Source organism: Paenibacillus sp. YYML68, from assembly GCF_027923405.1.
Classification (GTDB): domain Bacteria; phylum Bacillota; class Bacilli; order Paenibacillales; family NBRC-103111; genus Paenibacillus_G.
This window is the reverse complement of record NZ_BQYI01000001.1, coordinates 2,177,722-2,202,778: the sequence shown is the minus strand read 5'-3', so window position 1 is coordinate 2,202,778 and position 25,057 is coordinate 2,177,722. Positions and strand designations below refer to the sequence as shown.

Here is a 25,057-nt window from a genome sequence, read left to right as displayed (position 1 = left end):
CCGATGCGTGAATACGGTGTTAAGTGATGGCCAGCTGAGCTACCCGCATAATTCCTTAATTTCCTTGCCCTTGTTCGATTTTGATTTCATTCACTTCCTTTGTGTTTTGGAACTTAGATACAGGTTTTACAAGTGACAGCCTCCTCTAGAGTAAACATTAGCACGACAATCTTGGCGTGGCAGGTTACTCGTATGATCCATCCTACTGGCTGTCACTTGTTAACCATCCTGTATCTAAGTTCCTCGCTCCACTGCCTATGAAATCAAAATACTAGATCAATTCCTTCATTCCTAATAATAGTTCCAAGACAACACCGAGAATTGGTTGTCAACTAACTATTAGGAATGAATCTGAATTGATCGAACAAGGGCATTAGAAATTAAGGAATTATGCCCCAACTCAATCCATCCGGTTGTTCCCGACATCTAGAAGCAGGACTGATCGTGTTTCATCGATCAAACTAACTTGTCCTGATTCACACTTCCTCGCTTCTCCCAGGTCGGGATCAACCTCTTGATGGATTGGGTTGGGATCTTCTTCATGATTTACTTCGGGCTGGCTTTCACTTAACGTTCTTGTATTCACGAACCCGAGAGGCTTAAGGCAGCGCCAGCTGCCGGGTGGCTCCGCCACTTAGCCTCGCAGGGTTGTCTGCTGAATCCACTTCCCGAAATGCCTCTGCAGACCAAGGGCCGTCAGGCCCGCCGCGTGAATACGGTGTTATAAGATGTCGGCGACTTCTTTGAATTACCTTCATAATTACTTCTTATGCATTATTAAATGTGTTATTTCCTGTATTCTTTTCATTGTTATTCCAGTTCTTTGTTCAATTGCCAATGGGTGATCATTTGGTTCTAATTCAATAAATGGTACTAATCCTACTTTTCTTGTATGTACATTCGTCTTTAAGTTTAATGTTGGTGTCGAGTATATAGATATCTCCGTAGATAACCAACCAAAGTACGGTGGTTCTTTAATTCTTTCTTCTGAATTCCAAAGTTCTGTTGATTTGATAAAATTTTCTTCGCTTAATGAAACCCATGCACTCCAGATAAAGATATCATCTGATTCTAATACAGGAATCTCAATATGACCTCTAATAAAAAAGAATTTATCATCCATTACACATTGATCTTTATTCAAATCAAATCTCAGTTCCCGTTCCTTCTTATCAATTGTATAAAAAACGTACGGAGCATTACTTCCATAACATAAAGGTATTTCTTTAAGTTTTTCATTACAATGAGGACATCTCATGGATAATGCTCCTATGTTTATTGTTTTATATGATCATTTCGCCGATTTCTTATAACGTCTTCGTATTCACGAATCCGAGAGGCTTAAGCCGCGGAGCGGCGGGTCGGAGACTTAGCCTCGCAGGATTGTCTGCCTGAATCCACTTCCCTGAATCATCTACCGGCAGACCGAGGGAGCTTCAGCGACCGATGCGTGAATACGGTGATATGTGATGGTCAACTGAGCTACCCGCATAATTCCTTAATTTCCTTGCCCTTGTTCGATTTTGATTTCATTCGCTTCTTTGAGTTTTTGGAACTTAGATACAGGTTTTACAAGTGACAACCTCCTCCAGAGTAAACATTAGCACGACAATCTTGGCGTGGCAGGTTACTCGTATGATCCAATCCACTGGCTGTCACTTGTTAACCATCCTGTATCAAAGTTCCTCGCTTCCCTGCCTATGAAATCAAAATCGATTCGATCGTTCCCTTCATTCCTAATACTACCAAATCATAACGATTCTCGTTAGTCAACAAACTATTAGGAATGAACTTCTTTCGATCGAACAAGGGCATTAGAAATTAAGGAATTATGCACCAACCCAATCCATTCGAATGTTCCCGACCTCTAGAAGCAGGACCTATCGAGTAGCACCGATACAACAAACTTGTCCTGATTCATGCTTCCTCGCTTCTCGCTTGTCGGGAATATTCACCTCAATGGATTGGGTTGGGTCTTGCTTCTTGATACACTTCGTGTTGACTTTCACATAACGTCTTCGTATTCACGAATCCGAGAGGCTTAAGGCGCTTCAGCGCCGGGTCGAAGACTTAGCCTCGCAGGGTTGTCTGCCTGATTCCGCTTCTCCGAATCATCTTCCAGCAGACCAAGGGAGCTTCAGCGACCGCCGCGTGAATACGGTGTTATATGAAGTCCACCTGACTAAACCCCAGCATAATTTCTTAATTTTTGTTGCTCTTGTTCATCTTTTGATTTCATTAACTTCTTTGTTCTTTGGAATTTCATATACAGGTCTAACAAGTGGCAGGCTTTTAGGAGTAAACATTAGAATAACGCAACCCTTGCGTGGAAGGTTACTCCATATTATACCATCGCTGCTCGCCACTTGTTTACGTTCCTGTATATGAAATTCCAAGCTTCCTCGCCAATGAAATCAAAAAATCGATTCGTAACCGTTCATATACAAACTTCAAAACAACAACGTAACACGTTGTCCAACTAACTATCATGAACGGTTTTTAGAATCGATCTTGAACAAGAGCCTTGAAAAATTAAGAAATTATGCGCCGACCTAGCAATCTGTGGTTCACGACCGATAGAATGAGGACAATCACTCCACGCTCCAACTAACTACTCGTCCTCATTCGTTCCTCCCTGCTCATCCCTAGTCGTGAATCACTTCATGATTGCTCAGGTCGGAGGGGTTCTCCCTTGTCCAGCTTCGGATTTCATATAACGTTCTTGTATTCACGAACCCGAGAGGCTTAAGGCAGCGCCAGCTGCCGGGTGGCTCCGCCACTTAGCCTCGCAGGGTTGTCTGCTGAATCCACTTCCCGAAATGCCTCTGCAGACCAAGGGCCGTCAGGCCCGCCGCGTGAATACGGTGTTATAAGATGTCGGCGACTTCTTTGAATTACCTTCATAATTACTTCTTATGCATTATTAAATGTGTTATTTCCTGTATTCTTTTCATTGTTATTCCAGTTCTTTGTTCAATTGCCAATGGGTGATCATTTGGTTCTAATTCAATAAATGGTACTAATCCTACTTTTCTTGTATGTACATTCGTCTTTAAGTTTAATGTTGGTGTCGAGTATATAGATATCTCCGTAGATAACCAACCAAAGTACGGTGGTTCTTTAATTCTTTCTTCTGAATTCCAAAGTTCTGTTGATTTGATAAAATTTTCTTCGCTTAATGAAACCCATGCACTCCAGATAAAGATATCATCTGATTCTAATACAGGAATCTCAATATGACCTCTAATAAAAAAGAATTTATCATCCATTACACATTGATCTTTATTCAAATCAAATCTCAGTTCCCGTTCCTTCTTATCAATTGTATAAAAAACGTACGGAGCATTACTTCCATAACATAAAGGTATTTCTTTAAGTTTTTCATTACAATGAGGACATCTCATGGATAATGCTCCTATGTTTATTGTTTTATATGATCATTTCGCCGATTTCTTATAACGTTCTTGCATTCACGAACCCGAGAGGCTTAAGGCGCGTTAGCGCCGGGTCGCCAGACTTAGCCTCGCAGGGTTGTCTGCCTGAATCCGCTTCCCCGAATGTTCTCCTAGCAGACCAAGGGCGCAAGCCCGCAGCGTGAATGCGGTGTTATCGGATGTTACCGCCACCATAGAATTACCCAAAAATTACTTCCTATTTCTATTTTGTATACTTTAGGAATCTAACCAGTCCACTGGTCTAAGGTAATCAAAATATCTCCAATATTCCGTTCTTGCTTCCATATGCATTTTATTAATCCATTCTCCAAATTCAGTGATATACTCCTGTAAGCGTCAAATAGCCCACACCTATTCAAATGGCGAGGGCTGAGGTAAGCTAGTGTTACTTCGGTGGTGCCACACGGCAAGAGTCCGGCAATGACGTTGACCACGGAGCCAGTTGTCTCAAAGCATCCTGATCATGAAGGTTCGGAAGCTGTGGCAATTGCTCGAACAAAAACTTCAAGTATGCATACGGATTTAACCCGCTCGCCTTTGCGGATTCCACGATGCTGTAGATCGTCGCACTTGCTTTCGCACCTTTAGGCGTATTGGCAAAAATCCAGTTTTTTCGGCCAATCACAACCGGTTTGATGGCACGCTCCGCTCGGTTATTGTCAATCTCGAGCCTGCCGTCTTGCATGAATGCGACAAGCTTGTCCCACTGGTTCAGGCTGTAGGTGATCGCCTGTCCGGTCAAGCTTTTGGGCAGCACCTCAGCTTCCGCGTTTTGCAGCCACTTCAAATAAGCCTCCAGCAATGGCGCACTCTGCTCCTGACGAGCTTGGTGCCGGGCCTCAGGGCTTACATCCTTCAGCCGTCGTTCCACAGCGAACAGCTCATTGCAGAACCATAAGCCCTTGCCAGCTGCCACCTCTGCCGTACGATGGGCTGCCGGCAGCGCCTTCAGCGCCTCATCGAACTTGCGTCTTGCGTGGCTCCAGCAACCACAGAGTGTCACGTCCGCGAGCTTATGGTAGCCTGAGAATCCATCCGCATGCAGGTAGCCGCTGAAGCCTTCTAGAAATTGACGCGGGTGCTCCCCACTGCGGGTCGGCTGGTATTCGTACAAGACGATGGGCTCACTCGTATGTCCGGTACGGTACATCCAAAGGTACGACTTCTGTTCGGCCTTCCGTCCCGGTTCCTGCAGCACGGGGAATGTCGTTTCGTCCGCATGGAGGATGTCCTGCAGCAGCATGTGCGACTTCATGTAATGAAATAGCGGCTCTAGCCAGCGTTCGGAGGCGTAGATCATCCAGTTGGCTAGCGTTTGACGCGACAGCATCAGCCCATGCCGAAGAAGCTGCTGCTCTTGACGATAGAGCGGCAGGCTTTCGACATACTTCTGGTGCATCACATGGGCCAGTATAGAAGCCGATGCCAGGCCTCCAGGATGCGCGGGTGCAGGTGCCTTAGCAGTGACCACGGGAGTGCTCTCCTCGTTGCGCTCGCAATGGCGGCAGCTATAGATGAATCGAACGCTCCTCACGATCTTGTACTGGGCAGGCATGAACACCAATTCATCGCGTGCTTCGCTGCTCATCTCATGTAGCTTCCCATCGCAGCACGAACAGACCTGCTCTTCCTCGGGCAATCGATACTCCACGGTTTCTACAGGCAAATGATCAAACTTCGCCAGGCGATCCCCCTTGACTTTCTTCCGCTTGTGGGTCACGGTTTCCACAGTTGGCTCAGGGAGCGCAGGGTTAGCTGCCTGCTCTGCTTCGTTGAACAGGAACAGCTGGTTCAGAGGCGTCTTCTCGCTCGAAGAGCCGAAGCGCTTATGCTGGGCAAGCTTGGATTGCTCCAGCAGCATAAGGACCTGCTTCTTGAGCTTGTTTACCTCTGCCTCGAGCGCTTCGCTGTATGTTTTGTATTCATCTAGAGTTTGGGGTTGGGGTGATTCCGCACGTTTTGTCATGAAGGATGTATTCGCTGAACGACCACGTTTATCCTGCTTTTCAAGTAAACATGATGGAGGCAGGCACGATGGTCACTCGCGCCTACACCACCGTTTGAACGGAAACCACAGGATGCGCTTGCTGCTGCTCGATGGACAGTCCGTCCAGCAACCAGTTCAATTCGCGACGAGTCAGGGCGATGGTCGCATGGCTGTCGTCAGTCGGCCACTGGAAGGTGCCGCGTTCGAGGCGGCGGTAGAACAGCCAGAAGCCATTTACATCCCAATACAGAATCTTGAGCTTGTCTCGCTGTCGATTGCAGAACACGAACAAGCTGCTCGAGAAGGGGTTGAGTGCATACACCTCCTGCACCAGAGCGGCCAGGCCATCGATCGACTTGCGTAAGTCCGTACTGCCGCTTGCTAAATACACGGGAATGCTGCTCGGAATGGTCAACATAGATCCTTCAGCACCTTAACGATTTCACGAAGCTGGGTAGAGTCGAATGACTCACTCAGTTCAATAGAAGCCGCTCCAACATGAATCCGTAGGGATCCCGTTGGCAGATTGCTACGTGCGGGAGGAGGTGTCACGGTAACAGGGATGAAGATTGATGCGGACTTTGATCGTTTGGATTTGGGGGGGCCTTCGATCTGTTTGAGCCAGTACTTCAGCTCATGGATGGTATGGTTATTGGCTTTACTCCAGACTACCATGGTTTGACCGCTCGCTCGATAGTTCTCAATGCGAGTTCTCCATGCCTGTTGTCGCTCCGCTCGATTCATGGGATGTCCTCCTCGATTCATATTGAGGACATTATCTCATCTATGCATACATGGGGTGAAGGTGGGATGTATTTGACGCTTACATACTCCTCACCTTTCCCCTTCCTCCAAAACATATCAAACGGATGAATACCCGGAAAAGCCATCCACTGTGGTAAGTAGAATTCTTCCTCGTATTCTTCTAAAGAGTTTCTAACTTCCATTAATATTAATCCCAACATGTTTTTACCTGTCCCATCCCCACCATCTGCCCAATATGAGTCGTTTTTAGTATGTTCCACTATTATACAGTTTCCTGTAGATAACAAGATATTCCTTACACTAATGTTCTGAGATATCTTAGCTTTTACTGCTATTCGCATTACCTCATCCTTTATTTGTTCCCAATCTGATCTTAGTGGTCTTGATCGGTCCCTCCCCATCGTTGCAGCTTCCATTGGTGTTGAAGCTAATCTTATTAATTCTTCATGCTCAGTATTCTTAAATTTCATTCCTTGAAAATAATGTTCAGAAGTTGGCCAGATCTTATTTTCTACTTTAATTGGATGGTTTGAAAAATTAGAAAAACAACCATATGGACGGTCGGTTTGATAGAAATTTATTTGATACATCTTGTCTTCACCTTCAAAATGTAATTTTATAAATCTTTCGGTAATTTCCGATAACGTCTTCGTATTCACGAATCCGAGAGGCTTAAGGCGCTTCAGCGCCGGGTCGAAGACTTAGCCTCGCAGGATTGTCTGCCTGAATCCACTTCTCCGAATCATCTTCCAGCAGACCAAGGGAGCGCCAGCGAGCGCTGCGTGAATACGTTGTTATATGAAGTCCATCTGATTAAACCCCAGCATAATTTCTTAATTTTCGTTGCTCTTGTTCATCTTTTGATTTCATTGACTTCTTTGCTCTTTAGAATTTCATATACAGGTTTAACAAGTGGCAGGCTTTTAGGAGTAAACATTAGAATAACGCAAACCTTGCGTGGAAGGTTACTCCATATTATACCATCGCTGCTCGCCACTTGTTTATGTTCCTGTATATGAAATTCCACACTTCCTCGCCAATGAAATCAATAATCGATTCTTATCCGTTCATATACAAACTTCAAAATCAACAACGTAACACGTTGTCCTACTAACTAATATGAACGGTTTTTAGAATCGATCTTGAACAAGAGCCTTGAAAAATTAAGAAATTATGCGCCGACCTAGCAATCTGTGGTTCACGACCGTTAGAATGAGGACAATTACTCCACGCTCCAACTAACTATTCCGTCCTCATTCGTTCCTCCCTGCTCAACCCTAGTCGTGAATCACTTCATGATTGCTTAGGTCGGAGGGGTTCTCCCTTGTCCAGCTTCGGATTTCATATAACGTTCTTGTATTCACGAACCCGAGAGGCTTAAGGCGCGTTAGCGCCGGGTCCGAAGGACTTAGCCTCGCAGGAGTTGTCTGCCTGAATCCGCTTCCTCGAAATTCCCCTGGCAGACCAAGGGAGCGTCAGCGACCGCAGCGTGAATACGGTGTTATCCGATGCCCCTGACTACTTAGAGTTACTTACATCAATCTGTTTCTTGTCTTACTCCATCCTTAGTTAAAAAATGTCATGTGCACTTTACTATTTCTATAATATTCCATCCTATCATTTAATTGTCCTGTGTGTAATTCAAATTTGTGCCCGTCTGGGTCTGTAAAATAAATGGACCTCTTGTCTCTTTCATCACGCTCTCTTCCAGATATTATATTGACATCTAATTCTCTAAATTTATCTTTGAATGCCTCGTATTCTTCTTCTAATATTGAAAATGCTATATGCGTATATGATTTATTTTGTTCGGTTCTTTCAATTTCAGATTCCTCATTTAAAGCTATCCATAATCCATTTAAATCAAAATAAGCTAGCTTTCTGCCCTTTACTAATATCTTTGCTCCAAAAACTTGCTGATAAAACATAATAGATTTAGTTAAATCAGACACTGAAAAGCATAAGTGACTTATACCTTGAATTTGCATGAGTATTCTTCCTTTAGGTTTTATAATATATTGCTTTTCAGGGGTTTCGGATAACGTTCTTGTATTCACGAACCCGAGAGGCTTAAGGCGCGTAGCGCCGGGTCGAAGACTTAGCCTCGCAGGGTTGTCTGCCTGAATTTACTTCGCTGAATTATCTCCTGGCAGACCAAGGGCGTCAGCCCGATGCGTGAATACGGTGTTAAGTGATGGCCAGCTGAGCTACCCGCATAATTCCTTAATTTCCTTGCCCTTGTTCGATTTTGATTTCATTCACTTCTTTGTGTTTTGGAACTTAGATACAGGTTTTACAAGTGACAGCCTCCTCTAGAGTAAACATTAGCACGACAATCTTGGCGTGGCAGGTTACTCGTATGATCCATCCTACTGGCTGTCACTTGTTAACAATCCTGTATCTAAGTTCCTCACTCCACTGCCTAAGAAATCAAAATCCTAGATCAATTCCTTCATTCCTAATAATAGTTCCAAGACAACACCGAGAATTGGTTGTCAACTAACTATTAGGAATGAATCTGAATTGATCGAACAAGGGCATTAGAAATTAAGGAATTATGCCCCAACTCAATCCATCCGGTTGTTCCCGACATCTAGAAGCAGGACTGATCGTGTTTCATCGATCAAACTAACTTGTCCTGATTCACACTTCCTCGCTTCTCCCAGGTCGGGATCAACCTCTTGATGGATTGGGTTGGGATTTTCTTCATGATTTACTTCGGGCTGGCTTTCACTTAACGTTCTTGTATTCACGAACCCGAGAGGCTTAAAGGAGCGGAGCGACTGGGTCGAAGACTTAGCCTCGCAGGGTTGTCTGCCTGAATCCACTTCCCTGAATCATCTACCGGCAGACCGAGGGAGCTTCAGCGACCGATGCGTGAATACGGTGTTATGTGATGGTCAACTGAGCTACCCGCATAATTCCTTAATTCCTTTGCCCTTGTTCGATTTTGATTTCATTCGCTTCTTTGAGTTTTGGAACTTAGATACAGGTTTTACAAGTGACAGCCTCCTCCAGAGTAAACATTAGCACGCCATTCTTGGCGTGGCAGGTTACTCGTATGATACAATCCACTGGCTGTCGCTTGTTAACCGTCCTGTATCTAAGTTCCTCGCTTCCCTGCCTATGAAATCAAAATCGATTCGATCGCCCCCTTCATTCCTAATACTACCAAAACATAACGATTCTCGTTAGTCAACAAACTATTAGGAATGAATTTCTATCGATCGAACAAGGGCATTAGAAATTAAGGAATTATGCACCAACCCAATCCATTCGAATGTTCCCGACCTCTAGAAGCAGGACCTATCGAGTAGCACCGATACAACAAACTTGTCCTGATTCATGCTTCCTCGCTTCTCGCTTGTCGGGAATATTCACCTCAATGGATTGGGTTGGGTCTTTCTTCTTGATACACTTCGTGTTGACTTTCACATAACGTTCTTGCATTCACGAACCCGAGAGGCTTAAGGCGCGTCAGCGCCGGGTCGCCAGACTTAGCCTCGCAGGGTTGTCTGCTTGAATCAACTTCCCCGAATTATCTTCTGGCAGACCGAGGGCGTCAGCCCGAAGCGTGAATGCGGTGTTAGGTGATGTTCCTGACTTCTTCGAGTCAACTGCATATGCTTTGTTTTATCTCTTCATATAAACTTGACTCCAGCTCGAAATCATCGCTTGACGTGAACCTTCCTTTAGTTACCCCATAATGTTAGAGATGAAATCGATTTTCATAAAAAGTTCTGTGATGTAATTCTTTGCTTCGAGCTGTCTAGCACTGATTATTGTGTTGAGCCTTAAACTTTCTTTCTTTATGATTTGTATATCCTCTGTTATAATGTTCTTAATATTTCTGGGTGGTGAATTATGTGGATAAACTTGACCTAATACTTGAACAATTAAAAGAACTAAACTCATTAATGACTGCAGTAAGAAATCGAGTTGACGAATCAGACGCAAAAATAGATGCAATGTCAATGGATCTTCATAAAGTAATTGGACATATTAAGGCTTTACAAGATGGACAAGATCGACACGAAAGCATTCTTGAAAAATTAGCCTTAAGATCTATTGAACATGAATCTATTGTTGAAAAATTACAAAGTCCCAACAGTTAGTTTCATCCTGGCACTCCTCTAAGTGCCTTTTTTATTTTCTTGTGCTTTAGATATTTATTATTCAACAGGAATTTCACCTAACGTTCTTGCATTCACGAACCCGAAAGGCTTAAGGCGCGCAGCGCCGGGTGGCTCCGCCACTTAGCCTTGCAGGGTTGTCTGCCTGATTCCGCTTCCCCGAATGATCTCCTGGCAGACCGAGGGGCGCCAGCCCCGATGCGTGAATGCGGTGTTATAAGATGGTCGGGCCTTCTTTGAGTTACCTTCATATTTCTTGCTGCTTTCATCGTTTTACTTCGGGTTCATGCTCGTTACATTCCTTCTAACACCTCAAGCTCTTGATTTTCTTTATTTCGGCGGTCGCGATGTAACTGTCCAAATTTCCGATCATCGCAACGTTCCACTTTAGTCGAAGTCTGGCTAACTAACTAATTTCCGGTTTCAATCCTGCTTTCGACTTCACTCGACTGCTCACTACTAGCTACCAAATCGACTCACGTAGCTACCTCATCCAACTTTTTCAAACTCGATTCATCACCACTAACTCTTGTACTGGTTCGCGAAATCCTCACTACGTAACTTGTCTAATATCATTGCTCATTTCAAATCGCTGTTTGATCAAAATTAACATAAACCAAGCACTATCTTCTTGACGAACCTACATGTTTTGCTTTTTACGGCGGCCGCGTTGTGCATCAATCTCGAAGGATACTCGCAACGCTTCGCTTCTGTTGAAGTCTTAGTATTCATGTTAGACTAACTTTTTTCGAAATGCTCTACTTGCTGTACTGTTGGTTCTATAAGAATCAATTTACTCATTCAAGATTTTAAATTGCTCTTGTTTTGTCTAGCCCGACTTTCTTATAACGTCTTCGTATTCACGAATCCGAGAGGCTTAAGCCGCGTAGCGGCGGGTCGGAGACTTAGCCTCGCAGGATTGTCTGCCTGAATCCACTTCCCTGAATCATCTACCGGCAGACCGAGGGAGCTTCAGCGACCGATGCGTGAATACGGTGTTATGTGATGGTCAACTGAGCTACCCGCATAATTCCTAAATTCTCTTGCCCTTGTTCGATTTTGATTTCATTCGCTTCTTTGAGTTTTGGAACTTAGATACAGGTTTTACAAGTGACAGCCTCCTCCAGAGTAAACATTAGCACGCCATTCTTGGCGTGGCAGGTTACTCGTATGATCCCATCTACTGGTTGTCACTTGTTAACCGTTCTGTATCTAAGTTCCTCGCTTCCCTGCCTATGAAATCAACATCGATTCGATCGTCCCCTTCATTCCTAATACTACCAAAACATAACGATTCTCGTTAGTTAACAAACTATTAGGAATGAACTTCTCTCGATCGAACAAGGGCATTAGAAAACAATCATGGCTTCCTCGCCACATCCCCGATATGAAAGTTGGGTTTAGCGTGACTGCCTAGTCCCCATACTGAGTAATACTGCGATTGGACAGAAATACGTGGCTCTTTTTGGTGGTTCGACCCTGTCTAGAAAACTGTGAGCATTCGTTATGTGAGCAACCCCGTGCTGGCTTCGGTACAAGAAGACCGAATGACCGCGGACAGAAAAATGGAGACTTCTAACGAATGCGCCAATCGTCAGTATCATTCGATTGGAGGTAGTTAAATGGAGATGTTAATTGCTCGGTGTGCCGGACTGGATGTGCATCAAGAAACCATTGTAGCTTGTGTCTTGACTGGCGAAGCGGATGAAGCACCACGCGCTGAAACACGCACTTTCCCTACGATGACTCGTGATTTGTTCTCCTTGATGACATGGCTCGAGTCCGAAGGTGTGACGCATATTGCCATGGAGAGTACAGGGATCTACTGGAAACCAGTGTACAACATATTGGAAGGGTACTTCGACATCGCCCTTGCCAATGCACAACGGATTAAGAATGTTCCTGGACGCAAAACGGATGTCAGCGATGCGGAGTGGATCGCTAAACTTTTGCGCGTAGGATTAATCGAGAAGAGCTTCGTGCCTACCGAGGATCTCCGAGAATTACGTGATTTAACACGTTTACGTAAGAAACGGGTTGGAAACTTGACCGCAGAGAAAAACCGCATTCAAAAAATGCTGGAAGCCTCCAACATCAAGTTGGGAACGGTTATTTCAGATGTGTTCGGCGTATCCGGACGCAATTTGCTGGAACGACTGGTCATGCAGGGCTACGTCGATCCGGATGATATTGAAGCCCGAGTACATGGCAACGTAAAACGTAATGTCGCTCGGGTGGCCGAGTCGCTCTTCGGAACGTTAAACAAGCACCAAATCTTGATGATTCGCAATTGCTGGGAGCATATTACCTTCCTCGAGCAATCCATCGCGTTGCTGGATGCAGAAATTGAGGTGCATCTTCAGTCCTATCAGGAAGCCTATCAGTTGATTCAAACGATTCCGGGCATAAGTGAGATTACCGCCGCAGCGATCATTGCCGAAATCGGAGTCGATATGGATCAGTTCCCAACGGCTGATCATCTCGCGTCCTGGGCAGGTGTGGCTCCGGGTAACCATGAGAGCGCGGGTAAAAAAAAAGTACACGAACACGTAAGGGCAATCCGCATGTGAAAACAGCTTTATGTGAAGCCGCTTGGGCAGCAACGAAGTGCCGAAAATCACAGTTGTCGGTTCGATTTTGGAAAATAGCTGCACGCCGTGGGAAGAACAAAGCCATTATTGCTCTAGCTCACAAAATGCTCACGATCATCTACATGATGTTAAAGACGAAGTCGACTTATATCGAAGGTGGACCTCCTGTCTCAAAACCTGTAGCTTAACAGTCTAGCCTATTTTAAGACTGATTATACATCACATCTCAAAAACGATGTGTCAGGCATCCTATTGCTATTTTTCAACTTTCTTCCAGAAAAAACGCTATTTCTTAAAGCAACTTCGACGTTCTAATGACACTGCTTTCAATAATCCTTTCACAGAAATTAAGGAATTATGCACCAACCCAATCCATTCGAATGTTCCCGACCTCTTGAAGCAGGACCTATCGAGTAGCACCGATACAACAAACTTGTCCTGATTCACACTTCCTCGCTTCTCACCTGTCGGGAATATTCACCTCAATGGATTGGGTTGGGTCTTTCTTCTTGATACACTTCGTGTTGACTTTCACATAACGTCTTCGTATTCACGAATCCGAGAGGCTTAAGCCGCGGAGCGGCGGGTCGAAGACTTAGCCTCGCAGGATTGTCTGCCTGAATCCACTTCTCCGAATGATCTCCTGGCAGACCAAGGGAGCAAAGCGACCGATGCGTGAATGCGGTGTTATACGCTGTTGCTGCCATCTTTGAATTACTACCAAAATATATTTTCAAGGCATTTGCGGAATAGGTGCTCCCGATTTATAGTTTGTTATAACCCATTCATCATTTAAATTTTCAATTAGAATTTTGTCAGTTCCTTCTTTAATCTGAATGTTATCATGAGTATAACGCACATTAACTAGTATCAACTTTCTAGAGAATCCTGCCCATAAAATCCACTTTATTGATGTGCCATTAATCTCGCCATACCAATGTCGATCTTCAATCAGACTCTGAGCTATTATAGATTGCTTACCTTCAAGAGATAGTTCTGGATTATGCTTAATGTTAAAATATTTGTGACTCTCTGAATAATCATTCTTAATCATTCCTTGATAAAATCCACTAATCGTGTTCTCAACTTTAGATCTGTCTTGAACGCTTCCTATATAAAACAATAACAAAATAAGACAGATAGATGTTATTATTACACTTCTCTTCCTCATCGAAATACTCCTGCTCTTATATTTTAATTGCAGCAATTGCGTATAACGTTCTTGCATTCACGAACCTCCGCAGGAGGTTGTCCGCTGAATCTTCTTCCTAGCAAATTCTTCTCGCGGACCGAGGGGCGTTAGCCCCGATGCGTGAATGCTGTGTTAGCTGATGTAACGGCCTTCTCTGAAATGCCCTAGCCTCATTAAAAAAACACCAAGCGCTCACACTTGATGTCCAATTATCCATTGTTCAATATCTTCTTCTTTTAGTTTTCCTTCGGCTATTCCCAATCCTAAGTCTATCAATTCCTTTTGTGAATACTCGACTTTTATATCATTCAGCCTAAGTAACAACAGCATAGATGCAACACCAATGCGCTTATTTCCATCAACAAAACCATGATTCTTTACTAGTGAATAAGCTATAACTGAAATTTTCTTTAGGACTCCTTCATACAAATCTTGTTCATCAAATGTAACAAATGCTTTTTGAATTGCACTTTCAATCAACGCACGATCTCTTATCCCATTTGAGCCACCGGTTGCGGCTACGATCTTTGCATGGAATCTGATTATATCGTCAACTTCTATATGATTCATTTGGATAGTTCCTCTAATGCTTCGCGATTCTGCAATATGATGTCATCCATCATCAAATCCAGTTTTCGTTCATTTTTTATCTTTAAAAACTCAACAAAATCTATGACTTCTTGCTTCTTCTCTTCAGGGAGAGCTAAAAAGTCTCTGAGCAACTTTTCCTCAAGGCTCATTTTACACACTCCTTTGCAATAATTACCTACATCCAGTATACACTGAATCAACAAATAAATTAACAGGACACTTAATGACTTATTATTTCTTTTTGATTTGCCGTTATTTCAGCTAACGTTCTTGTATTCACGAACCCTCACTGGCTTAAGTGAGCGTTAGCGAGCGGGTCGTCAGACTTAGCCAGTGCAGGGTTGTCTGCTGAATCCGCTACTCCGAAAAATCTTCCTGCAGACCGAGGGGCGCAGACCCGATGCGTGAATACGGTGTTAAGTGATGGCCAGCTGAGCTACCCGCATAATTCCTTAATTTCCTTGCCCTTGTTCGATTTTGATTTCATTCACTTCTTTGTGTTTTGGAACTTAGATACAGGTTTTACAAGTGACAGCCTCCTCTAGAGTAAACATTAGCACGACAATCTTGGCGTGGCAGGTTACTCGTATGATCCATCCTACTGGCTGTCACTTGTTAACCATCCTGTATCTAAGTTCCTCGCTCCACTGCCTATGAAATCAAAATCCTAGATCAATTCCTTCATTCCTAATAATAGTTCCAAGACAACACCGAGAATTGGTTGTCAACTAACCATTAGGAATGAATCTGAATTGATCGAACAAGGGCATTAGAAATTAAGGAATTATGCCCCAACTCAATCCATCCGGTTGTTCCCGACATCTAGAAGCAGGACTGATCGTGTTTCATCGATCTAACTAACTTGTCCTGATTCACACTTCCTCGCTTCTCCCAGGTCGGGATCAACCTCTTGATGGATTGGGTTGGGATTTTCTTCATGATTTACTTCGGGCTGGCTTTCACTTAACTCCTATTATACGAATGTTCGTGTAATATCCAATCACTACCTTTTATCTGTAAATAACTCTAACTCAGTTCATATAATATCATGTTTTGGTAGGATATCGGAAACTATATTTTCCCCTTCTCTGACTTTCCTCTCCCTTCGTCCTGCAGCAGTCTGTCCAGTGGGCTTTGAATCCTTCTTGCATCGCGAACACTCACATGGGTATAAATCTCAGTCGTTTTCGAGCTTTGATGTCCAAGCAGTTCTTGAATATACCGGATATCTGTGCCCCCCTCTAACAAATGAGTTGCAAACGAATGCCTCAATGAATGAATACTGACATCCTTCAGTATTCCTGCTTGCTCCCTTGCTTTTTCAAACACCTTTTGAACACTGCGCTCGGTCATATGCTTTCTCCGGTCCATCCCTGGGAATAACCAATCTTCCGGTCGTTCCTTCTTGAAGTAGTCTCTCAAAAGCAATAACGTCGACTCCGATAGAACCGTATAGCGATCCTTCCTTCCCTTGGACTGCCTCACATGAATGACCATTCGCTCACTATCGATATCACGAATGCGAAGACGTACAATTTCTCCGACTCGAAGACCGGAGGAATACGCCAAGTATAACAGAGCTTTATGCTTAATATTGCTAAGACTGCCTAGTATTTTTAGCACCTCCGAGTAGTTCAGTACATCTGGGAGCTTGTTCTCTTTCTTTGGCCTAGGCAGTTGATACACGATATCTTTACGAAAGCACGTATCCTTCATGAAAAACTTCAAGGCGCTTAGCGCTTGATTCACATAGGAGTGGGAGCAGTTTTTTTGGATCAGTTCGATCAAGTAATCCTCGACATGCTGCGTCTCAACTTGTATGGCTAAGACCTTCGAGTAATCCAAGAACCGCTTGACGTGGAGACTATATGCTTTCAGAGTTCGATGACTAAATCCATTAAGCTTCATAAGCATCTTCATACGTTCGATAAGCTCAGTGGAATCAACTGGAAGCTTCACCGTGAAATTCTCAAATATCCAATGATACTTCTTCAATAAATCAGGTTCGATTATAACCGGCTCATTATTAAAATGCATCACAAAGTCTCTCAATGTAGTTTCTTGATTCGGAACGGTCCACCACCTATTCTTATTATCCCATCTACGATCAACAATTCTCTCCATCTTCTCAAGCCATTCCTTCTTGGGAGGCTGGGACATTCGTACGATTACCAATAAGGCCGTATACGTTTTCACAACAATCATGCTTCACTCTCCCCCACCTCATCTACAAAAAAAACAAAAAAACAGCTGGCCCCTAGGCCAGCTGTTCTCAATTCTTTTGGGAACGCACACATTATTCAATTTAGCAGTAACTCGCAATCTAAGCTCTCGAAATATACTGACCTTCGCGCGTATCGATTAGAAGGACGTCGCCTTCGTTGATGAACAGAGGAACTTGGACATTCAATCCAGTCTCAACCTTCGCACTCTTCGTTGCGCCGGTTGCGGTGTTGCCCTTGATGCCCGGCTCGGTCTCGATGACCTTCAGCTCAACGCTGTTCGGCAGGTTGATGCCGAGGATTTCGCCTTGGTAGCTCATGATGTGGATCATCATGTTCTCGCGCAGGAAGTTCAGCTCCCACTCGATTTGCTTCTCGTCAAGGGAGAACTGATCGAACGTTTCAGTGTCCATGAACGAATGCTCTTTGCCGCTCGCGTACAGATATTGCATCTGACGGTTCTCGATGTGCGCGCGGCTGACGTTCTCGCCGGCACGGAATGTGCGCTCGACGGTGTTGCCGTTACGCAGGTTCTTCAGCTTGGAGCGGACGAAGGCTGCGCCTTTACCCGGCTTCACGTGCTGGAAATCGATAACCGTGAACAAATCATGCTCTACTTCAATTGTCAAGCCTGTCTTAAAATCGTTAACAGAAATCACTACAAAACCCTCCCTAAAAAGTGAGCAGCTGCGGGCATGGTCGAGACTAGGACAAGCACTGGGTAAAGCGCGCCGCGGAGCGTCCTCCGATCGCCCGGAAGAACGCTCCGCTGTCAGAAGCTGTCACCGGTTCTATCTTAGCCAAGCCTACCTGAATAGCGTAAGCTGCTGATATAAGCAATTTATGGAATCACAATCAAGTCTTTGCTTGATTGCGTCAACCTGCGGTTACCTGTATCGGTAATGACGATATCGTCCTCAATGCGGACGCCGCCGAAGCCAGGGACGTAAATACCAGGCTCTACGGTCACCGTCATACCAGGCTCAAGCACAATGTCGCCGAGCTTGGACAGACGGGGCGCCTCATGAATCTCCATGCCGAGTCCATGACCAAGGCCATGTCCGAAATGTTCGCCGTAGCCGTGACGGGTAATGATCTCGCGCGCGACGGCATCAGCCTCGCGACCAGTCATGCCGGGCTTAATACGGCTAAGCGCCTCTAGCTGTGCCTCCAGCACGATGTCATAAATACGTCGGTGCTGGTCCGTCGGCTTGCCGAGTACGACGGTACGTGTAAGATCGGAGCAATATCCTTGATAATAAGCACCGAAGTCCAGCTTGACGAATTCGTTCGTCCCAAGCAAGCGGGAGCTCGCCTTCCCGTGCGGGAGCGCGGATCGCTCGCCAGACGCGACAATAGTCTCGAACGAGGTCGAGGCGGCACCGTGGCGACGAACATACAGCTCGATCTCCAGCGCGATCTCCTGTTCAGTTACACCAGGCTGGAGGAAATCAACGATATGGGTGAACGTACGGTCGGCAAGCTCTGCTGCCTCCTGCATCACCGCAAGCTCCTGCTCATCCTTCACCATCCGCAGCCGCTCAATCAGCCCATCCGTTCCGACGAGCTCGATTCCATTCAGCGCTTGGCCGTAGCTCACATACGAGCCATAGGTGACGTCATGCTGCTCGAAGCCCAGCTTCGTCAGGCGAGCCGCACCCATCACATCTGCAATCGTGTTCATCAGATTCGGCGCATGCTCGATAACCTCATACCCGACAGCCTGCTGTGGTGCTTGCGTCATATAACGGAAATCGATCAGCAGCACAGCGCGGTCAGTCGTAACGAGCACATAGCCTGCACTTCCGGTGAACCCGGTCATATACATCCGGTTCGTCGCGTTCGTAATTAGCAACGCCTCGATGCCTTGCTTCTCCATCAGCTGCCGTAATCGGTGCAATCGCTTCTGCTGCATGCTCATCCCTCCGTACGCTCAAGATGGCGGACCAGCGCTTGCAAGCCCAGCTCATAGCCGTCCGCACCGAAGCCTGCAATCTGCCCAAGCGCAACCGGAGCGATCACGGAGACGTGCCGGAACGCTTCGCGCTTATGAATATTCGATATATGTACCTCCACCGTAGGCAGAGCAACCGTACTAATAGCATCCCGCAGCGCATAGCTGTAATGTGTGAATGCTCCCGGATTGATCACAATGCCGTCCATCGTTCCATAGGCGCTGTGAATGCGATCAATCAGCTCTCCCTCATGATTCGATTGGAACGCTTCAAGCTCCACACCAAGACTTGCGGCGAGCTGGCTCACGCGATCAACGATCGCCTGCAGCGTCAGCGTGCCATATACGCCAGGCTCACGTACGCCGAGCATATTCAAGTTCGGTCCGTTCAACAGTAATATACGCTTCAACCGATGGTCCCCCTCAGAAAACAGCACATACTCGGTTATTTTACCATAACTTTCCCCGGTTTGAGAACAACTTTTTCTTATTAGGCAGGATCGGGTGAATTGCCCTTCGTCTTGAACGGCTCATACACTCGCTCATCCGTAAATTCGAATGCAATGGAGTAGCCGATGAACAGTCCCCACAAAGCAAACAGACACAGGTCCGTAATGATCGTATTGAGATCCAGATTGACGATCCAGGTTATCATCCCCGTTAGTGGCCCTACAAGCAGGTAGATCATCGACCACCAAGCCACACCGTAGACCAGTCCCGGCCACGGCCCCTTCAGCTTCAGTAAAAAGGTTACGTAGATCAGCGCCGCAACAATAGACATCGCAATGAATGTCGCCCAGCCGAGCATGTAGCCCTGCCAGGTGAGGAGAAAGCTGTGCTTAAAGAACGGCTCGAGCATAAAGCCCGGTGTAAGCGAGGTAAAGCGAAAATAGCTCTCAACAATCTTAAGCCCGCCCCATATGAGCCCGGCAAAAAAACCAACATACAGCCCAAACATCCACTTATTCGTGCGCGGCTTCACCGTATCCTCTGACTTCTTCATCTCATGGTGCCTCCTTCAGCTTCCGATATGGCCTAGTATGTGCAAAAGTCAAAATGATAAACAAGTGGCAATCAGCCCTGCAATTCGGTACAATATACGGAGTGTATATATTTATTGTAATAACTGAACTCGGGTTCTACTAGAATATTTCTATGAAGAAGAAGGTGCATCGAGCTTGTCTGACAACTTAACGCAGCAGCCGCAAGCGGTCTATGGGGGCCAAGCAGTTATCGAAGGAGTCATGTTCGCCGGACAGAAGGTGCACGTCACCGCAGTGAGGCGTAAGGACGATACGATTCAGTTTTTAGAGGTGCCGCGCAAAGATATTCCATGGGTACAGTTTCTGAAGAAAATTCCGTTCATCCGCGGGATCGTCGGCATCATTGAGGCAAGCGCCAAGGGCGCGCAGCACTTGAACTTCGCGGCGGAGGTGTTCGCCGAGGAGGAAGGCGACTCCAAGGAGGAGCAGAAGGAGACGCTCGGCAGCCGCCTCGCGATGATTCTGGGAGTCGCATTCATCGGTATATTATCGTTCATATTCGGTAAATTCATCTTCACGCTCGTCCCGACGGCTGTGGAGCAGGTGCTGTTCGGTCACTTATTCGAGAATCAGATTGGGCATAATCTCATTGAAGGCTTGATCAAGATTGTGCTGCTCGTCGGCTACATCTACGCGATCTCGTTAACGCCAATGATCAAGAGACTGTTCCAGTACCATGGAGCAGAGCATAAGGTCATAACCGCCTATGAAGCAGGCGTTGAGCTGACGGTTGAGAATGTGCAGAAGTACAACACACTACATTACCGCTGCGGCAGTAGCTTCATCGTATTCACCGTATTGATCGGTGTCGTCATCTACTCATTGTTCCCGTATGAATCGTTCACAGAGCGCATCATCCAGCGCATCGTGCTGCTGCCGCTCGTCATCGGCGTATCGTATGAAGCGCTGCGCCTGACCAACAGTCTGCGTGAGACTCCTGTGCTACGGGTCCTCGGCTACCCGGGACTTTGGCTGCAGCTGCTGACCACGAAGGAGCCAGACGACAAGCAGGTCGAGGTATCGATTGCATCGTTCAATCGTATGCGCGAGCTGGACCGTCAAATTCAATAATCGCCCCAATGTAACGTTACAAGGAGGTTATTCGCATGAGACAACGTAACAATATGTTCGCTTACATTATTTTCGCCCTAATCGCCATCGGCGTGCTCGCGAGTCTGCTGTCTAAGCCGGGAGCGTTCCTGATCCCTCTGCTCATATTCGGCGGCATATTCCTGCTGTATAAATATCCGCCGCACACATGGAAGCAGCTCTCCCGCCGCAGCGGTACGATGAACAGCCGCGGTGCGAAGAGCAAGCGCGCGACGTTCCGCGTTATCCCGGGAAATAAGCGCAGCTCCGATTCCGAGGAGCCGCCTAAGTACCACTAAACTCGCTCTAAGCAGTTCTGTCCGGTTGTTCGACTGTTTGGCCTACACAGCCTACACAGCTTAACCAACCGATCCAGCGAGCGCACAACAAGCGGCAGTCGTTGTCACATGACAAGGAGCTGCCGCTTTTTCGTGTGAATTCGTGTAATTGAAGAGCTTCGCTGTTCGATCACTGCACCCACAGCTCCTGCTCCTTCCTCAGTCGCATATGCTGGCTATATTGCTTCATATAGTCCTGCTGCTTCCACTTGTCGAAAAATTTCAGCGCCGCCTTCCTCCCCGACTCGAACAGCTCCAGGCTCTTCTCCGGCTCAATGTCAAAATCAGTCGTCCCGACGCCATGCGCCGGAATCTTGACCGTCCGGAACCGGTTGTGCTCCTGAATGTAATAATCATCATGCGCATCGAGCATCGTCGAGAACAGCGCCTTCAGCATCGACAGAGGGCCGTAGATCGTGTTCGGCGTCCCTGCTCCGCGGCCGACCAGCTGGAAGCCGATTGTCGGAACGAGAGAGGCATGCGCGGATGTCTCTTCGTCGTCGAACAGCCAGAGTGGAAAGTTACTGAGCAAGCCCCCGTCCACGATGTACACGAATTGTTCGAAAAATTTCGTGCCGGAGGGCGAATTTTTGCGACGAATAATAACAGGATCGAAGAAATATGGAATGCTCGTGCTCATGCGCACCGCCTTCGCCACTAGGAAGCGGCTTGGATCAACGCCGTATTGAGCAATGTCGTCGGGAAGGACGAGCAGCTTCCGATCCGAAATATCGGATGCGACGATACGCAGCTGATTCGGCTTCAAGTCACCGAACGTTCGTACACCCTTCGCCAGCAGCAGCTGGTAGATCCAATGCTCAAGCGCTTCGCCGGAGTATAGACCTTTTTTAATAAACAGACGAGATATGGGGCCGATGACCTTCGTGTTGAAGATCGCGCCGCGCTGCAGGAAGGAGTGAAACGGAGTACCCTCTATGATCGCCCTAAGCTCTGATGCGCTGTACCCCGCTGCGACGAGCGAGGCGACAATCGCGCCTGACGACGTGCCTGCCACTTGGTGAAACGTATGGCCGAGCTCCTCGACGACCGATACCGCTCCCGCAAGACCAATTCCCTTAACCCCTCCGCCTTGAAACACAGCATTAATCTTCATCCGTCATCCGCTCCCATCCTAGCTCGCTCCTACTGACTATGTATGAGGTAACCGGCTGTCCGTATGACATCAGCACGTAATCCGCCTAGCAAAAAAAGCCTCTAAGCCCACCAAAATAGGCCTAGAAGCTTCTTATTCATACAACTCTTACGATTCCTCAAGCTCCGACTTCAGCTTCATCAGCTCCTGAAGACGCGCTTCATCCCGATTGAAGTATTCTACGAGCGTCTCAATGCACGTAATCGAATCCCAGCTGAGATGATGCTCGATCCCTTCCACATCCTGGTAGATGTTCTCCTCAGACACCCCGATCAGCGTCAGAAACTGCTCCAGCAAATGATGGCGGTCAACGAGACGCTTGCCGACCTTCTGCCCCTTCGACGTCAGGACGAGGCCGCGATACTTCTCATATATTAAGTAGTTATCTTTATCCAGCTTCTGAATCATCTTGGTTACGGAGGATGGATGTACCGAGAGTCCTTCAGCGATGTCGGACACACGCGCATAACCTTTCTCGTCGATCAACTTGTAGATCCGTTCCAAATAATCTTCCATACTCGGCGTAGCCATTCGTGTTCCCCCCGTATTCCCTATAGACGATTGCCAGGCGTTCGTCTTCCCGCACATCTTCGTACCTCTGCCAGCATTCAGCCGAATTGCCATGAGTGACGGCGGCTGCGATGACGCATTCTATGAAGGGCGGATTTAAGCGTTAATAACTATAACATAGCCTCCCCCTGTAAGCAAGTCCACCCTAAGGAGGAATTCGGATGGCCACAGGACTGTTGACACCACCCGTCAAACAGACGGAGGTGTTCGTACCCGAGCTCGTCTACTTCGAGCCGGACGCACTCGAGTACCCGAAGGGTCAGCGTATCCATGAATGGGCGAAGGCTGAAGGCTTGCCGATTCGGATGACGACGTCGCATAATCGGATTACGAACCTACCCGGTGAATCGGATCTGGAGAAATACCGGATAGCGAAGCGGACACTCGTCGTCGGCATACGGAAGACGCTCAAGTTCGATACGTCCAAGCCGTCAGCCGAATACGCCATCCCGATCGCTACAGGCTGCATGGCGCATTGTCACTATTGCTACCTGCAGACAACGCTCGGAGCGAAGCCATACATCCGGGTATATGTCAATACGGACGATATACTGAAGCAGGCGAAGGCTTACATCGAAGAGCGTGCTCCCGAAATTACTCGCTTCGAGGCCGCCTGTACGTCCGATCCGGTTGGACTTGAGCATATTTCCGGGTCGCTGAAGGAATATATCGAGTTCATGGGCCGGGAGCCGCTTGCCCGTCTGCGCTTCGTCACGAAGTTTCACCACGTGGAGCCGCTGCTCGACGTGAAGCACAACGGCAATACGCGCTTCCGCTTCAGCGTGAACGCCGACTATGTGATCCGCAACTTCGAGCCTGCGACGTCGAGCTTCACCGAACGCATCGAGGCGGCCGGTAAAGTGGCGAAGGCCGGGTATCCGCTCGGCTTCATCATCGCCCCGATCATCTGGCATGACGGCTGGGAGGACGGCTACGCCGACCTGCTGCTGAAGCTTAAGGAGACGCTCCCCACAGAGGCGACGGCGAACTTGACGTTCGAGCTCATCCAGCATCGCTTCACCAAGACAGCGAAGACGATTATTGAGCAGCGCTATCCGAAGACGAAGCTCGAGATGGACGAAGCGAAGCGCAAGTACAAGTGGGGCCGTTGGGGACAAGGTAAATATGTGTACCCGGACAAGCAAGCGAACGCCCTACGAGAATTCATCACCGAACGTATATTCGAGAGCTTCCCACAAGCGAAGATCGAGTATTTTACGTAACGTAAACGTCACGTAATCGCAATGATAACTCGTCATCCAATCCAGGCAGGCGTGATGCTCTGTAGCCAGATCGTGATGCGCGTCATCTGGTCCGTGTACAGCAGCACGGCGATCAGCAGCATCACGCCACCGCCTATCTTCGTAATGATGGAAGAATAGCGCACGATCCACTTCGTCGAGCCGATGAAGAAGGCGAGCACGAAGAATGGCAACGCGAAGCCGATCGAGTATGCCGTAATGAGCGGCAGCCAAGAGCCTGGCTCTGTAGCGGCTAGCACGAGCATCGACGACAAGATCGGACCGATACACGGCGACCAACCCGCCGCGAAGCCGATCCCGATGAGCAACGAGCCGAGGTAGCCGGCAGGACGCGTCTTCAGCTGCAGCTTGCGCTCACGCATGAGCCACTCCGGCCGGAAGATGCCGAGTAAGAACAGACCCATGACGAACATGAACAACGCAGACAGCTGACGCAGCAGATCACGGTTATCGATGAACGTCGTCGCCAGCAAATTGGCGCCAAGTCCCAGGCTGTAGAATATAATCGAGAAGCCGGCGATGAAGCATAAGGTGTGCGTCACCAGCTTGAAGCGAACGTCTCGCGAGCTCTGACTCTCCTTCAGCTGACCGACCGATACGCCTGTAATGTATGACAAGAACGACGGATACAGCGGCAGCACACACGGCGAGATGAACGAGATGAGACCGGCCCACAATGCAATCCACACATTCAATTCCACATCCATTCCTC

At 47.1% G+C, this 25,057-nt stretch carries 22 protein-coding genes and 1 pseudogene; 5 read left to right on the top strand and 18 right to left on the bottom strand.

Annotated elements, in window-relative coordinates; all coding sequences use genetic code 11:
- Positions 1-760: 760 nt before the first annotated feature.
- The 7 genes from PAE68_RS10020 to fosB form a co-directional block, all read right to left on the bottom strand.
- Entirely contained in the window at positions 761-1,258 is a 498-nt protein-coding gene (locus tag PAE68_RS10020; protein ID WP_281886546.1) for a DUF2199 domain-containing protein, read from the bottom strand.
- A 1,648-nt stretch (positions 1,259-2,906) separates the two neighbouring features.
- The gene (locus tag PAE68_RS10015; protein ID WP_281886546.1) at positions 2,907-3,404 is read right to left on the bottom strand and encodes a DUF2199 domain-containing protein; all 498 of its coding nucleotides are present in this window, start codon (positions 3,402-3,404) and stop codon (positions 2,907-2,909) included.
- Positions 3,405-3,840: 436 nt separating this feature from the next.
- Positions 3,841-5,421 (bottom strand): IS66 family transposase, encoded by a 1,581-nt coding sequence (gene tnpC, locus PAE68_RS10010; RefSeq protein ID WP_397378532.1) that lies wholly within the window; start codon positions 5,419-5,421, stop codon positions 3,841-3,843.
- 82 nt (positions 5,422-5,503) lie between these two features.
- A complete protein-coding gene (tnpB, locus tag PAE68_RS10005; protein WP_281886541.1) occupies positions 5,504-5,860 on the bottom strand; it encodes an IS66 family insertion sequence element accessory protein TnpB in 357 nt (118 codons plus the stop codon).
- Complete coding sequence (tnpA, locus tag PAE68_RS10000; RefSeq protein WP_281886539.1) at positions 5,854-6,186, bottom strand: IS66 family insertion sequence element accessory protein TnpA; 333 nt, start codon at positions 6,184-6,186, stop codon at positions 5,854-5,856. Before tnpA ends, tnpB begins: the two co-directional genes overlap by 7 nt.
- A gap of 17 nt (positions 6,187-6,203) precedes the next feature.
- A complete protein-coding gene (locus PAE68_RS09995) occupies positions 6,204-6,797 on the bottom strand; it encodes an NADAR family protein (RefSeq protein ID WP_281886537.1) in 594 nt (197 codons plus the stop codon).
- 975 nt (positions 6,798-7,772) lie between these two features.
- A complete protein-coding gene (gene fosB / locus PAE68_RS09990; RefSeq protein WP_281886534.1) occupies positions 7,773-8,195 on the bottom strand; it encodes a metallothiol transferase FosB in 423 nt (140 codons plus the stop codon).
- A 1,878-nt stretch (positions 8,196-10,073) separates the two neighbouring features.
- On the opposite strand from fosB, the gene PAE68_RS09985 reads away from it, so the two are divergent.
- Positions 10,074-10,322, top strand: coding sequence for a hypothetical protein (locus PAE68_RS09985; RefSeq protein WP_281886532.1), 249 nt, complete (start codon positions 10,074-10,076; stop codon positions 10,320-10,322).
- Positions 10,323-11,962: 1,640 nt separating this feature from the next.
- Positions 11,963-13,119: pseudogene (locus PAE68_RS09980) on the top strand (IS110 family RNA-guided transposase).
- A 545-nt stretch (positions 13,120-13,664) separates the two neighbouring features.
- Here the strand turns inward: PAE68_RS09980 and PAE68_RS09975 are convergent.
- From PAE68_RS09975 to PAE68_RS09940, 8 genes are all read right to left on the bottom strand, one after another.
- On the bottom strand, positions 13,665-14,159 hold the full coding sequence (locus tag PAE68_RS09975) for a hypothetical protein (protein WP_281886530.1): 495 nt from the start codon (positions 14,157-14,159) through the stop codon (positions 13,665-13,667).
- Between the two features lie 156 nt (positions 14,160-14,315).
- Entirely contained in the window at positions 14,316-14,693 is a 378-nt protein-coding gene (locus tag PAE68_RS09970) for a type II toxin-antitoxin system death-on-curing family toxin (protein ID WP_281886528.1), read from the bottom strand.
- Positions 14,690-14,863: a hypothetical protein gene (locus tag PAE68_RS09965; protein ID WP_281886526.1), complete on the bottom strand. Its 174-nt coding sequence runs from the start codon at positions 14,861-14,863 to the stop codon at positions 14,690-14,692. Before PAE68_RS09965 ends, PAE68_RS09970 begins: the two co-directional genes overlap by 4 nt.
- Before the next feature lie 922 nt (positions 14,864-15,785).
- On the bottom strand, positions 15,786-16,919 hold the full coding sequence (xerA, locus tag PAE68_RS09960) for a site-specific tyrosine recombinase/integron integrase (protein ID WP_281886524.1): 1,134 nt from the start codon (positions 16,917-16,919) through the stop codon (positions 15,786-15,788).
- Between the two features lie 118 nt (positions 16,920-17,037).
- Complete coding sequence (gene efp / locus PAE68_RS09955) at positions 17,038-17,595, bottom strand: elongation factor P (protein ID WP_281886522.1); 558 nt, start codon at positions 17,593-17,595, stop codon at positions 17,038-17,040.
- 182 nt (positions 17,596-17,777) lie between these two features.
- Entirely contained in the window at positions 17,778-18,851 is a 1,074-nt protein-coding gene (locus PAE68_RS09950; RefSeq protein ID WP_281886520.1) for a M24 family metallopeptidase, read from the bottom strand.
- 2 nt (positions 18,852-18,853) lie between these two features.
- Complete coding sequence (aroQ, locus tag PAE68_RS09945; RefSeq protein WP_281886517.1) at positions 18,854-19,300, bottom strand: type II 3-dehydroquinate dehydratase; 447 nt, start codon at positions 19,298-19,300, stop codon at positions 18,854-18,856.
- A gap of 80 nt (positions 19,301-19,380) precedes the next feature.
- Complete coding sequence (locus tag PAE68_RS09940; protein ID WP_281886515.1) at positions 19,381-19,893, bottom strand: YqhR family membrane protein; 513 nt, start codon at positions 19,891-19,893, stop codon at positions 19,381-19,383.
- A gap of 241 nt (positions 19,894-20,134) precedes the next feature.
- Here PAE68_RS09940 and PAE68_RS09935 point away from each other — a divergent pair, with 241 nt between their 5' ends.
- Complete coding sequence (locus tag PAE68_RS09935) at positions 20,135-21,004, top strand: DUF1385 domain-containing protein (RefSeq protein ID WP_397379445.1); 870 nt, start codon at positions 20,135-20,137, stop codon at positions 21,002-21,004.
- A 35-nt stretch (positions 21,005-21,039) separates the two neighbouring features.
- Positions 21,040-21,321 (top strand): hypothetical protein, encoded by a 282-nt coding sequence (locus PAE68_RS09930; protein WP_281886510.1) that lies wholly within the window; start codon positions 21,040-21,042, stop codon positions 21,319-21,321.
- A 169-nt stretch (positions 21,322-21,490) separates the two neighbouring features.
- Here PAE68_RS09930 and PAE68_RS09925 read toward each other — a convergent pair whose 3' ends face one another.
- Both PAE68_RS09925 and mntR read right to left on the bottom strand, forming a co-directional pair.
- Positions 21,491-22,474, bottom strand: a complete 984-nt coding sequence (locus PAE68_RS09925; protein ID WP_281886508.1) for a patatin-like phospholipase family protein — start codon at positions 22,472-22,474, stop codon at positions 21,491-21,493.
- A gap of 147 nt (positions 22,475-22,621) precedes the next feature.
- Positions 22,622-23,044: a transcriptional regulator MntR gene (gene mntR, locus PAE68_RS09920; RefSeq protein ID WP_281886506.1), complete on the bottom strand. Its 423-nt coding sequence runs from the start codon at positions 23,042-23,044 to the stop codon at positions 22,622-22,624.
- 200 nt (positions 23,045-23,244) lie between these two features.
- Between mntR and splB the strand changes: the two genes are divergently transcribed.
- Positions 23,245-24,306: a spore photoproduct lyase gene (gene splB / locus PAE68_RS09915; RefSeq protein WP_281886504.1), complete on the top strand. Its 1,062-nt coding sequence runs from the start codon at positions 23,245-23,247 to the stop codon at positions 24,304-24,306.
- Positions 24,307-24,338: 32 nt separating this feature from the next.
- Here splB and PAE68_RS09910 read toward each other — a convergent pair whose 3' ends face one another.
- Positions 24,339-25,052: a cytochrome c biogenesis CcdA family protein gene (locus tag PAE68_RS09910; protein ID WP_281886501.1), complete on the bottom strand. Its 714-nt coding sequence runs from the start codon at positions 25,050-25,052 to the stop codon at positions 24,339-24,341.
- Positions 25,053-25,057: the final 5 nt, after the last annotated feature.

What these genes read in the sequence shown, in the direction of transcription:
- tnpA (WP_281886539.1), bottom strand. Translation starts at nt 6,186, where the DNA reads ATGAATCGAGCGGAGCGACAACAGGCATGGAGAACTCGCATTGAGAAC.
- PAE68_RS09970 (WP_281886528.1), bottom strand. Translation starts at nt 14,693, where the DNA reads ATGAATCATATAGAAGTTGACGATATAATCAGATTCCATGCAAAGATC.
- PAE68_RS09975 (WP_281886530.1), bottom strand. Translation starts at nt 14,159, where the DNA reads ATGCAAGAACGTTATACGCAATTGCTGCAATTAAAATATAAGAGCAGG.
- PAE68_RS09965 (WP_281886526.1), bottom strand. Translation starts at nt 14,863, where the DNA reads ATGAGCCTTGAGGAAAAGTTGCTCAGAGACTTTTTAGCTCTCCCTGAA.
- PAE68_RS09930 (WP_281886510.1), top strand. Translation starts at nt 21,040, where the DNA reads ATGAGACAACGTAACAATATGTTCGCTTACATTATTTTCGCCCTAATC.
- splB (WP_281886504.1), top strand. Translation starts at nt 23,245, where the DNA reads ATGGCCACAGGACTGTTGACACCACCCGTCAAACAGACGGAGGTGTTC.
- PAE68_RS09910 (WP_281886501.1), bottom strand. Translation starts at nt 25,052, where the DNA reads ATGGATGTGGAATTGAATGTGTGGATTGCATTGTGGGCCGGTCTCATC.
- xerA (WP_281886524.1), bottom strand. Translation starts at nt 16,919, where the DNA reads ATGATTGTTGTGAAAACGTATACGGCCTTATTGGTAATCGTACGAATG.
- PAE68_RS10015 (WP_281886546.1), bottom strand. Translation starts at nt 3,404, where the DNA reads ATGAGATGTCCTCATTGTAATGAAAAACTTAAAGAAATACCTTTATGT.
- PAE68_RS09925 (WP_281886508.1), bottom strand. Translation starts at nt 22,474, where the DNA reads ATGAAGATTAATGCTGTGTTTCAAGGCGGAGGGGTTAAGGGAATTGGT.
- mntR (WP_281886506.1), bottom strand. Translation starts at nt 23,044, where the DNA reads ATGGCTACGCCGAGTATGGAAGATTATTTGGAACGGATCTACAAGTTG.
- PAE68_RS09995 (WP_281886537.1), bottom strand. Translation starts at nt 6,797, where the DNA reads ATGTATCAAATAAATTTCTATCAAACCGACCGTCCATATGGTTGTTTT.
- tnpC (WP_397378532.1), bottom strand. Translation starts at nt 5,421, where the DNA reads ATGACAAAACGTGCGGAATCACCCCAACCCCAAACTCTAGATGAATAC.
- PAE68_RS09940 (WP_281886515.1), bottom strand. Translation starts at nt 19,893, where the DNA reads ATGAAGAAGTCAGAGGATACGGTGAAGCCGCGCACGAATAAGTGGATG.
- PAE68_RS09950 (WP_281886520.1), bottom strand. Translation starts at nt 18,851, where the DNA reads ATGCAGCAGAAGCGATTGCACCGATTACGGCAGCTGATGGAGAAGCAA.
- fosB (WP_281886534.1), bottom strand. Translation starts at nt 8,195, where the DNA reads ATGCAAATTCAAGGTATAAGTCACTTATGCTTTTCAGTGTCTGATTTA.
- tnpB (WP_281886541.1), bottom strand. Translation starts at nt 5,860, where the DNA reads ATGTTGACCATTCCGAGCAGCATTCCCGTGTATTTAGCAAGCGGCAGT.
- PAE68_RS10020 (WP_281886546.1), bottom strand. Translation starts at nt 1,258, where the DNA reads ATGAGATGTCCTCATTGTAATGAAAAACTTAAAGAAATACCTTTATGT.
- PAE68_RS09935 (WP_397379445.1), top strand. Translation starts at nt 20,135, where the DNA reads ATGTTCGCCGGACAGAAGGTGCACGTCACCGCAGTGAGGCGTAAGGAC.